Source organism: Mesorhizobium sp. ORS 3428, assembly GCF_001854785.1.
In the GTDB taxonomy this organism is placed as follows: Bacteria; Pseudomonadota; Alphaproteobacteria; order Rhizobiales; family Rhizobiaceae; genus Mesorhizobium.
The window spans coordinates 1-10169 of sequence record NZ_MDFL01000008.1 but is presented as its reverse complement, the minus strand read 5'-3'; the positions used below and the strand labels follow the sequence as shown (position 1 = coordinate 10169).

General features: G+C 64.1%; 10 protein-coding genes. 3 read left to right on the top strand and 7 right to left on the bottom strand.

Translation table 11 applies throughout. The features are described 5' to 3' along the window. From ORS3428_RS03705 to ORS3428_RS03695, 3 genes are all read right to left on the bottom strand, one after another. Positions 1-722, bottom strand: a 722-nt coding sequence (locus ORS3428_RS03705; protein ID WP_071094694.1) for a glycosyltransferase, incomplete at its 3' end; no start/stop codon positions are given. Further along, positions 722-1678 (bottom strand): CPBP family intramembrane glutamic endopeptidase, encoded by a 957-nt coding sequence (locus ORS3428_RS03700; RefSeq protein ID WP_338011908.1) that lies wholly within the window; start codon positions 1676-1678, stop codon positions 722-724. The genes ORS3428_RS03700 and ORS3428_RS03705, both read right to left, overlap by 1 nt. A gap of 156 nt (positions 1679-1834) precedes the next feature. Continuing rightward, positions 1835-2434, bottom strand: coding sequence for a DUF1236 domain-containing protein (locus ORS3428_RS03695; protein WP_071094690.1), 600 nt, complete (start codon positions 2432-2434; stop codon positions 1835-1837). Between the two features lie 468 nt (positions 2435-2902). Here ORS3428_RS03695 and ORS3428_RS03690 point away from each other — a divergent pair, with 468 nt between their 5' ends. Further along, on the top strand, positions 2903-3700 hold the full coding sequence (locus ORS3428_RS03690; RefSeq protein WP_071094696.1) for a lytic murein transglycosylase: 798 nt from the start codon (positions 2903-2905) through the stop codon (positions 3698-3700). 98 nt (positions 3701-3798) lie between these two features. On the opposite strand, the gene ORS3428_RS03685 is transcribed toward ORS3428_RS03690, so the two are convergent. Beyond that, entirely contained in the window at positions 3799-5019 is a 1221-nt protein-coding gene (locus ORS3428_RS03685; RefSeq protein WP_071094688.1) for an argininosuccinate synthase, read from the bottom strand. 423 nt (positions 5020-5442) lie between these two features. On the opposite strand from ORS3428_RS03685, the gene ORS3428_RS03680 reads away from it, so the two are divergent. Beyond that, complete coding sequence (locus ORS3428_RS03680; protein ID WP_071094686.1) at positions 5443-6084, top strand: LysE family translocator; 642 nt, start codon at positions 5443-5445, stop codon at positions 6082-6084. Positions 6085-6105: 21 nt separating this feature from the next. On the opposite strand, the gene ORS3428_RS03675 is transcribed toward ORS3428_RS03680, so the two are convergent. Together ORS3428_RS03675 and rlmN are read right to left on the bottom strand one after the other, a co-directional pair. After that, positions 6106-6573 carry a hypothetical protein gene (locus ORS3428_RS03675; protein WP_071094684.1) on the bottom strand — a complete coding sequence of 156 codons (468 nt, stop codon included), beginning with the start codon at positions 6571-6573 and terminating at the stop codon, positions 6106-6108. Beyond that, positions 6570-7805, bottom strand: coding sequence for a 23S rRNA (adenine(2503)-C(2))-methyltransferase RlmN (gene rlmN, locus ORS3428_RS03670; RefSeq protein WP_071094682.1), 1236 nt, complete (start codon positions 7803-7805; stop codon positions 6570-6572). The genes ORS3428_RS03675 and rlmN overlap by 4 nt, the downstream gene beginning before the upstream one ends. Positions 7806-8090: 285 nt before the next feature. Here rlmN and ORS3428_RS03665 point away from each other — a divergent pair, with 285 nt between their 5' ends. After that, complete coding sequence (locus tag ORS3428_RS03665; RefSeq protein WP_071094680.1) at positions 8091-9443, top strand: chloride channel protein; 1353 nt, start codon at positions 8091-8093, stop codon at positions 9441-9443. A gap of 137 nt (positions 9444-9580) precedes the next feature. Here the strand turns inward: ORS3428_RS03665 and ORS3428_RS03660 are convergent. Continuing rightward, on the bottom strand, positions 9581-10169 hold a 589-nt coding region (locus ORS3428_RS03660; RefSeq protein WP_210185679.1), incomplete at its 5' end, for a hypothetical protein.

Genomic DNA, 10169 nt, shown 5'->3' with positions numbered 1-10169 from the left:
ACCGGCGTGCCGCAGAGCATCGCCTCGACGGGCGCCATGCCGAACGGCTCTTCCCAGGCGATCGGGTTGAGGAAGGCCCTGGCCTCGCCCAGCAGGCGCAGCTTTCTATCGCCGTCGACCATGCCGTGGTAACGGAAGCGGCGGCCCAGGCTCTTGAAGAAGACGCCCTGGCGGCGAACCTTCGTGCGCTGCAAAAGCTGCCAGCGCCAGCCGCCGGCGATGTCGAGCTGGAAATCGAATGCCTTGGCGAGATCGACGGCCCGGTTGAGATTCTTGCCGGCGCGCGCGATGCCGGCCAGAAACAGCAGCCGGTTCGTCTTGGCGGCGGCGAGGCGATAGGCGTCGATCGGAAACCCGTTGTAGACGAAGGTTTCCCCTCCGTGGTTGCGCGCATGGCTGGCGCTGACGAAGCTCCAGTTCCGCCCCCGCTTCGGGAATCCCGGGCCAAAGCCGTGYATCGTGCAGAGCGACGGAGGCGGCGTCTCGATATACCAGCCATGGAAATGCACGATGTCGGTATCGGCCGGGATCGCGGCGCGGCATTCGGCCGCCGAAGACGCGTGCCGTACCTCGCAGAGCGGATGGCTGGAGCCGCGACCGGCGATCAGGACAACCTTGTGGCCTTGCCGCGAAAGCTCGCTCGCCAGCCAGTCGACCTGCCGCTCGGTGCCGCCATAGCCCTTGCAGGGAATGGTGCGTTCCGCCACCAGCGTGATGCGCATCAAGACAGCCCGTCCGTTCGTGAATTGCTTGCCCCTACCTTCAAAGGCGAGCGTGGATGCAAAAGCAAGAGCATCGTCAGCAGCGTGCTGGCAATGCCGATCGCGGCGATCAGCACGGCGTCCCAATTCGTCCAGCCTGGACCTTCGAGCGGCTTGGCGTTGAACAGGGCGAAGGAATTGTAGCTCGCCTGGTGCGAGATCAGAAGGAAGCCGGTGAGGTTGTTGCCGAGATGGGCGCCGAAGGCAGCGCCCAGATTGCCGGTGACATAAACCAACAGCGTGAGAAGCAATGCAAAGGTGGCGATCGAGACCAGCACACAGGCATTGATGGCAAGCGTCGAGGCCGTGCTCCAATGCAGGGCGGTGAACAAAAGCCCGGGCAGCCCGGCCCACACCAGCGGGCTGTCAAACCGGCTGGCAAGGCCGCGCAACAGGTAGCCGCGGAACAGAGCCTCCTCCGAGGATGTCTGCAGGAAGGCGAGAAGCACGATCGGCACGAGGAAGAGCAGCCATGACGAGAAGGCGATCGAGCCGCGAGCGATCTCCGGCTGCAGCCAATAGAGCAGGACTTCCGAGAACAGCGAAGTGATCAGCACTGCGACGAGGCCCTTCAGGAAGCCGTCGCGCGAGATGCGGCGAGTGGTGCCGATCAGCGCCGCGAGCGGCTCGCCATTGACGAWGCGCATCGCCGCCCAGAGACCGATCCAGATGCCGGCGAACGACGCCAGCGCGGTGAGAATGCCGATGGGCGAGCCGAGGAAATCCTGCATCGGCTGTCCGGTCGCAGGGCCGGGAAGACGCAGGACGATGAAGGCGTAGGTGCCGGCAACAAGCACGACGAGCGTCATGGCGAGCCAGAAGAAAACGACGACCACCGTTCCCAGCAGAAGGCGCAGCAGGGTGGTTTTCTCGTTCGGCGAGCGCCGGTAGCGCCCGAAGGCAGCATTGTCGATCACGCGGGTCCCCTGCCGAACGCTTTCGGGTCGCATGATCTAGGAGATCGCAGACTTGCGCGCAATCGTGCTTGTTACGGGCAAGGCAGCGAGGCCATCGCCCAGCACAGGAGGCGGCCGCCAATCCGTGGCGGCCTGCCTGCCATAATCAGCGCCCGGTCAGCGCATCACATAGACGATACGGCGCGTGCCCGGATCGACCAGCGCGGGCTGGTTGTTCACATAGACGTAGCGGTAGTTGTAATCCGGGATCTCGCTCAACTCGACTGTGTCGGGCAGGACCGCGCCCGTCACGACTTCGCCTTCGAGATAGACCGGCTCGACCCGATGCGTGGCGATATAGGTGCCTACCTCGGCCGGCGGCCTGACGATCGGCTCAATCGGCTCGCTCGCTATAATGGAGCCGGTATAGTCTTGCGTATAAACGTCGTCGGCGGGCGGCGCGACGACAGCGATACGGGCATCGGCCGGCCGGCGCGTCACGATAACGCGGGTGCCGCCGAAATCGGCCGTCACATAGTCGGAATAGACCCAGCCATTGCCGCCGGCTTCAGCGATGGTGCACCATTTACTGTTTTCGATGCAGCCTCTGAGCGTGGCCGACTGGCCTGCGGCCAGCACGCCGATCACAGGATATTGCGGGCCGGGGCCGGCCCGGACGTTCAAGTCCGTCACGGCCGAGACGGGCGTATCGGCGAGGGCCGCGCCCGACATGGCGAGCACCGCACCGGCAAGTGCCGGAAACAATACGCTTTTCATGATGTTTCTCCGTTTTCACGCTCCCCTCGGGCTTGAAAACGAAACCACACCTTATGCGTTCCAGCTAAAGTGCCGTCGCCGGCTCACGAATTGTTCCACCTTCTTTCGGCAAAGCTGTCAAAACGACGTAAGAGGGCGAGTTTGCGCGGAATATCTTTGGCGTCCTGAGACTATGTGGACGCGCGTTGGGCGATGACTTGGCGGCTACGTTCGTGCCTTGCGCCATCGGCTGCCGATGCGGCCCATCGCATCCGGAACCATGAAGGAAAGTCCGGCCATCTGCGGTGTCCAGGGCGGGAAAGTCTGCCATGAGCAGGCCTGCCATAATAAACGCTTGATCATGCGCAAATTCCCCGCCATTCGCCAGCATCGAGCGCTGCGTCCCCTCCTCGGGAGGGCGGTGACAACCGGGCGTTTCACTGGCAAATTTGYAACCGGGACGTGATTCAGGCAAATCAGGAGAACAAGATGGCAWTTTTTGCCAAGGGAAGGATTTTCGTGGCCGCCACGGTGGCGGCACTTGGCCTCGCGACAGGCGCGCAGGCGGCCCCCAGCTGCGGCAAGAACGGCGCCGGCTTCGACGCGTGGAAGCAGCAGTTTGCCGCTGAAGCTCAGGCTGAGGGCGTAGGTCAGAGGGGCCTGTCCGCGCTGGCCAGCGCGACCTACGCGACAAGGACGATCGCCGCGGACCGCGCCATTCACAAGGCTTTCAGCGGCTCGGTAGAGGAGTTCATGAAGCGCCGCGGCGCAGCCGCGATCATTTCCAGGGGGCGCGCGCTGAAGAAGCAGAATGCGGCGATGTTCGCCGACATCGAGCAGACCTATGGCGTGCCGCCGGGTGTGCTGCTCGCCATCTGGGGCATGGAGACCGGCTTCGGCGCCTCCATGGGCAACCAGAACACGATCTCGGCCATCTTGACCCTTGCCTATGATTGCCGCCGCCCGGAGTATTTTTACCCGCATGCCATCGCGGCGCTGAAGCTTGTCGACCGCGGAGCGTTGACCGCTTCGTCCGTCGGCGCCATGCACGGCGAGATCGGCCACACGCAGTTCCTGCCCRGAAATGTCTTGAAGTATGGGGTGGGCAGCGGAAATCTACGCGACAGGAATATCGCTCTGRCTTCCACCGCCAACTTCCTCAAGGGTCATGGCTGGCAGGCCGGCGCGAGCTATGAGGCGAATATGAGCGCAATCGCCGGTTGGAATTCCRCCAGCGTCTACCAACAGGCCATCGCCCGCATCGCCGAGGCGATCGACGCGGATTGAGAGAATTTTCTGACGTTCACCAACCAAAACCCGGCAGAGATGCCGGGTTTTTTCTTGCTATGCAGGAAGTTAGCGAAAGCCGGGGTGATCAGCAGTTTTCAGCGCCGGTTCCTCGCCGCGAGCGTCCTGAGCCGCAGCCCGTTKAGGCGGATGAAGCCTTCGGCGTCCTTCTGGTCGTAGGCGCCGCGGTCGTCCTCGAAGGTGACGAGGGCGTCCGAATAGAGCGTCTTCTTCGACTTGCGGCCGGTGACGATGACGTTGCCCTTGTAGAGCTTCAGGCGCACCGTGCCTTCGACGTCTTCCTGGCTCTTGTCGATCATCGCCTGCAGCATCACGCGCTCGGGCGAGAACCAGAAGCCGTTGTAGATGAGCTCGGCATAGCGCGGCATGAACTCGTCCTTGAGGTGCGCGGCACCCCGGTCGAGCGTGATCGATTCGATCGCCCGGTGGGCGGCGATCAGGATGGTGCCGCCGGGCGTCTCGTAGACGCCGCGCGACTTCATGCCGACAAAGCGGTTCTCGACCAGGTCGAGGCGGCCGATGCCGTTGTCGCGGCCGAGGTCGTTGAGCGCGRCCARCATGGTGGCCGGCGACAGCTTCTTGCCGTTGAGYGCGACCGGATCGCCCTTGAGGAATTCGATCTCGATCTCGGTGACGACATCGGGCGCGTCCATCGGCGAGACGGTGCGCTGGTGGAYGAATTCCGGCGGCTCGCTCCACGGATCCTCCAGCACCTTGCCCTCCGAGGAGGAGTGCAGCAGGTTGGCGTCGACCGAGAAGGGCGCCTCGCCGCGCTTATCCTTCGGCACCGGGATCTGGTGCTGCTCGGCGAAGTTGAGGAGGTCCGTGCGCGACTTGAACGACCAGTCGCGCCACGGCGCGATGACCTTGATGTCGGGGTTCAGCGCGTAGGCGGACAGCTCGAAGCGGACCTGGTCGTTGCCCTTGCCGGTGGCGCCATGCGCGATCGCGTCGGCGCCGGTTTCCCTGGCGATCTCGACGAGATGCTTGGAGATCAGTGGCCGGGCGATCGAGGTGCCGAGCAGGTAGGTGCCTTCGTAGACGGCATTGGCGCGGAACATCGGGAAGACGAAGTCGGCGACGAACTCCTCGCGCACGTCGACGATGCGGATGTCCTTGATGCCCATCATCTCGGCCTTGCGGCGCGCCGGCTCCAGCTCGCCGCCCTGGCCGAGGTCGGCCGTGAAAGTAACGACTTCGGCACCGAGCTCAGTCTGCAGCCATTTCAGGATGATGGAGGTGTCGAGGCCACCGGAGTAGGCGAGCACGACTTTCTTCACGTCTTTGATCTTGGACATTTTTGGCGGTCCCGCGGGTAAAAGAGGTTCGGGGCGAGTATCACGGCGTTTCCGGCTCATGCAAGAGACGAAGGCAATGCCTTGATTCGAATTCCTTTCCTATGCCGGCGCTGCCCCTCACCTGCCTGCCGGCATCCTCTCCCCGCATTGTGACGGGGAGAGGGGCGCTCTCGTCGATGACTTCGCCAATTCGCAACGTTGCAAGAAGGGGGCCAGCGTTGAGGCAGCCCTTTCTCCCCGTCACTATACGGGGAGAAATGCCCGGCAGGGCAATGAGGGGCGGCGCCGGCGTCAACAATTGCCTCAAGCGATTGCCCTGGAGCCCCGTTGTTGCCAATGCTGGACCAGAGGCCGCGCCGGTTAGTCGCTGGCATCGGCAAGGCAGCTGCGTTATAGAAACCGGTCTTCCCGCAGGGGCGAGCCATGTCCTTCATTCCCGACGCTTCGACGCTGATCCAATTTGCCATCGCGACGGTCATCCTGGCGATCACGCCGGGACCGGACATGACGCTGTTCGTGTCACGCACGCTGAGCCAGGGCCGCGCCAAAGGCTTTGCCTCGATGGCCGGGGCGCTCTGCGGCACGCTCATCCACACCACGCTGGTGGTGGTCGGCGTCTCGGCGCTGATCGTGGCCTCGCCCATGGCCTTCTTCGCGCTGAAGATCTTCGGCGCCGGCTACCTGGTGTTCCTGGCCTGGCAGGCGGTAACGAAAGGCTCGGCCTTCTCGCCGGAGAAGAAGACGGGACCGCAGATATCGCTGTTCCGCAGCTGGGCGGCCGGGCTCGGCGTCAACCTGCTCAACCCGAAGATCATCCTGTTCTTCATGACCTTCCTGCCGCAATTCGTCTCCGCGCATGATCCGCATGCGCCGGGCAAGCTTTTCTTCCTTGGCGTCATGTTCATCGTGCTGTCGATCCCGGTGACGGCGCCGATGGTGCTGGCGGCGGAGAAGTTCGCGGCGGCGATGAAGGCCAGCCCGCGCGTCACGCGTGTGGTCGATTATTGCTTCGGCGGGGTGTTCTCGGCCTTCGCGCTCAAGATCCTGACCGCGCAGGCGAGATAGTTGCCTTAGCGCCCTGACGACTCAGGAGTCCGGATCGAGCAGYGGCTCGCGGCGCCAGCTGCCGGCAAAGCGCCCGGCGGAGAGCCAGTAGAAGATGCCGCCGACCATGCCGCTRCCGATCAAGGCGAGCCTCACATTGGTGTCGGTGACGTCGAAATCGGCATCGCCGAAATCATGCGCGAAGCCAAGGAAGACCACGGCAATGACGGCGCCGCCCAGCGCGTAGAAAAGCCAGTCGCGGCGGCCGAGCACTTCGGCGATCAGGATGACGACGGCCGCCGGCATGAAGGCGAAATAGGCGACGAACAGCGCCACAAAGGGCACCGAGAAATAGAGCGCGGGCGCGATCGTCGGATGCCCGAGTTCCGGCGCATAGCCGAAATAGCCCAGGAACAGGATGTTGATGAAGGCGCTCGCCGCCAGCGAGCCGACGGTATAGCCGACCAGGATGACGGCGAAGCGGACGAGATAGGCGATGARACGCCTCACGCCTCGCCGTGCCCTGCAATCATCATGGCTTCCAGTGCCAGTCGGTCCGCCTTGCGCATGCGCTCCGATTCCGACTTGAGCTGGCCGCAGGCGGCGAGGATGTCGCGGCCGCGCGGGGTGCGGATCGGTGAGGCATAGCCGGCATTGTTGATGTAGTCGGSGAATTTCTCGATCGTCTCCCAGTCCGAGCACTGATAGTTGGTGCCGGGCCACGGATTGAACGGGATCAGGTTGATCTTGGCCGGGATCCCTTTCWGCAGCTTCACCAGCGCCTTGGCGTCGTCGAGTGAATCGTTGACGTCCTTCAGCATCACATACTCGAAGGTGATGCGGCGGGCATTGGAGAGGCCGGGATAGGCGCGGCAGGCGGCGATCAGCTCCTTCAGCGGATATTTCTTGTTGATCGGCACCAGCAGGTCGCGCAGGTCGTCATTGGTGGCATGCAGCGAGATCGCCAGCATGACGCCGATCTCCTCGCCGGTGCGGGCAATCTCCGGCACGACGCCGGAGGTCGAGAGCGTGATGCGCCTTTTCGACAGGGAAAGCCCATCGCCGTCGGAGGCGATCAGCAGCGCCTTCTTCACCGCTTCGAAATTGTAGAGCGGCTCGCCCATGCCCATCATGACGATGTTGGAGACTTTTCTGCCCTCGGCCGGCACGATGGCGCCGTCGGGCGTGTCGCGGTCGGGGAAGTCGCCCAGCCGGTCGCGCGCGGTGAGCAACTGCGCCAGGATTTCTTCCGTGGTCAGGTTGCGCACGAGCTTCTGGGTGCCGGTGTGGCAGAAGGAGCAGGTCAGCGTGCAGCCGACCTGCGAGGAGATGCAGAGCGTGCCGCGGCCTTCCTCGGGGATATAGACGGTCTCGATCTCGACCGGCCGGCCGGCGCCGCGCGGCGGAAAGCGCAACAGCCATTTGCGCGTGCCGTCGGAGGAGATCTGCTCCTCGACGATCTCGGGCCGCGCCACGGTGAAATGCTCACCAAGCGCTGCGCGCAGTTCCTTGGAGATGTTGAACATATGCGCGAAGTCGGAGACGCCGCGCACATACATCCAGTGCCAGAGCTGCTGCGCCCGCATCTTCGCCTGGCGCTCCGGGACGATGCCGGCCGCGACGAGGGCGGCGCCGAGCTCGGCCCGGGTCAGGCCGATCAGCGACGGTTTCTCGGCCGCCGCGGCGCGGGCGCGCAAGGCGTCGCGTGCGCCCTCGGCGGTCAGATCGAATGAAAGGGTCATGGTTGCGCCAATATAAGCGGTTTGCGGCCGATTTCAGCATCGTGCCCGAAATGAAGCGCGGCGCATAGCACAGCTTGAGGCCGGAGTCATGCGGACAAAGGGTGCTGACTGTCGCAGCGCCGCACGGTTCAACCCGACGCGGCGCCGTGCTAAAGCGCGTCGCGCTGAACCGGGTTCAGGTGACACGCTTCCAGTCTTTGTATTTACGCATGTCGTTCTCGCAATACCGCCGCGCACTTTTGGGCGACATGCATTAGGTCGAGCCATTGCTCGAAAGGGATAAACATGGGCAGCATATCGCGTAAATACCCGATGCTGCGGCGCTCGCAGGCAATCTGGGGGTCGCGGCGCGTCTGGCAGCCGCGGCTCGTCTTCTGGGCCGGCGCCCTGTCGATCGGGCTGATCAGCGTGYTGTTCGCAATGTTGGCCGATCGGGCGCAGGCGCTTTTCCATATCGTCACCGGCGGCGATGGCGGCTGGCGCTTCTATCTGCCGCTGATCATGACGCCGGYCGGCTTCGTGCTCTGCGCCTGGCTCGCCCATTCCTTCTTTCCAGGCTCGCAAGGCAGCGGCATTCCGCAGGCGATCGCCGCCCGCCACTTGCGCGACGATGAGGATCGCGGGCATCTCCTTTCGCTGCGCTTGGYGGCAGGCAAGATCGCGCTCACCGTGATCGGTCTGCTCTGCGGCGCCTCGATCGGCCGCGAGGGGCCGACGGTGCAGGTCGGCGCCTCGCTGATGCTGCAGGCGGCGCGCTGGGGCGGCATGGCTCAGGCGCGTGGCCTGATCCTGGCCGGCTCCGCCGCCGGCGTCGCCGCCGCTTTCAACACGCCGCTTGCCGGCATCGTGTTTGCCATCGAGGAGATGGGCCGCGCCTATGAATCGCGCACCAACGGGCTGGTGCTGACGGCGGTCATCCTCGCCGGCCTCGCCTCGCTTGGGCTGCTCGGCAACTACACCTATTTCGGCGTCGCCAGGCAAACTGTCGTCTTTGCGGCCGACTGGCCTCTGGTGCTCGTCTGCGGCGTCATCGGCGGCGGCTTCGGCGCGCTGTTTTCGCTGCTGGCGCTGAAGATCACGCGGCGCATCCGGCGCTGGAACGCGCTACAGCCATTGTGGCGCGCCTTGCTCGTTGCAGGCATCTGCGGGCTGGCGGTTGCCGCGACTGGCCTTGCCTCGAACGGCCTCACCTTCGGCACCGGCTACATGCAGGCTCGCGGCGCCATCGAAGGCTCGCCGTTGCCGGCGTTCTTCTTCCTTGAGAAATTCGCAGCCGGCCTGCTCTCGATGGTGTCGGGCATTCCGGGCGGCCTCTTCGCGCCGTCGCTGGCGGTGGGCGCCGGTGTCGGTAGCACCCTCGGCCTGATCCTCGGCGCCAGCACCGGCCTGGCCGCGCTGCTCGGCATGGCCGGCTATTTCGCCGGCGTCGTACAGGCGCCGATGACGGCCTTCGTCATCATCCTCGAAATGACCGGCAATCACGACAACGTCATCGCGCTGATGTGCGCGGCGGTACTGGGCTACGGCACGGCGCGGCTGATCTCGCACGAGCCGCTCTACCACGCGCTGTCGCGTGTGTTCATCGCCGAGGCGATCAGGCGGCGCAGGGCTGAAGCAAGCGAGAGCGGCAGCGTTTGACGGAGCCGAGTACTGGCCGGCGTACGATCGAACCGTAGTCTGCCCTCTGCCGAAGTTTCCGAGGCATGTGTCTCGGCTTTCAATCAGGATCGACAGCTACCCGGCTTTGGCGAACCATCCATCGCCGTCGAGCGATATCACGCGCTTTCATCGGTCGGGAACCGCGCGCTTTCGTGCATCGCCAACCATTCGCGAAGCGCGATGCGAATGACGTCGAGGCGTCCGAGATTCATTTTGGCTGCAATTGCAGATAGCGCCATTTCGGTGCTTGTATCGAATGAGATGGGGGCGGAATCGCGCAGCATCGCAGCCGCGCGGAAATAGGCATGCGGCGTGTCCTCTGTGGAAGGGGCTGCAGTCTCAAGCTTCTCTTCGTTGGCCGCATTCATCGAGAGCACGCCTTTTTCGGTAGCCGGCAAATATTTCCGGATCGCAACGACCGAGTCTCCCTCTATTGTCGCTATTACAAGGCGGGTTCCGTTCGGGTAGTATTTGAGCAGGACGGCGGCCTGATGCGTCAAAGTTACCCCGTTGAGCCGGCACAACTCGCCTCCCAGCAGCCAGTCGGAATCGCCAGAACTGTCAACCACGGCTATGTACTCGCCATCGCAAGGATAGCCGATCAGCCCGACCACTTCGATTTCATCCAATTTCCGCATAGGTCTCAGCCTCGGTTGGGGACGGGATGGTCGAGGCAGGATCTGCGGTGGCAGCGCGCCGCGTGGC

Coding starts and splice junctions, on each gene's coding strand:
- ORS3428_RS03695 (WP_071094690.1), bottom strand. CDS start 2,434: ATGAAAAGCGTATTGTTTCCGGCACTTGCCGGTGCGGTGCTCGCCATG.
- ORS3428_RS03680 (WP_071094686.1), top strand. CDS start 5,443: ATGTCCTTCATTCCCGACGCTTCGACGCTGATCCAATTTGCCATCGCG.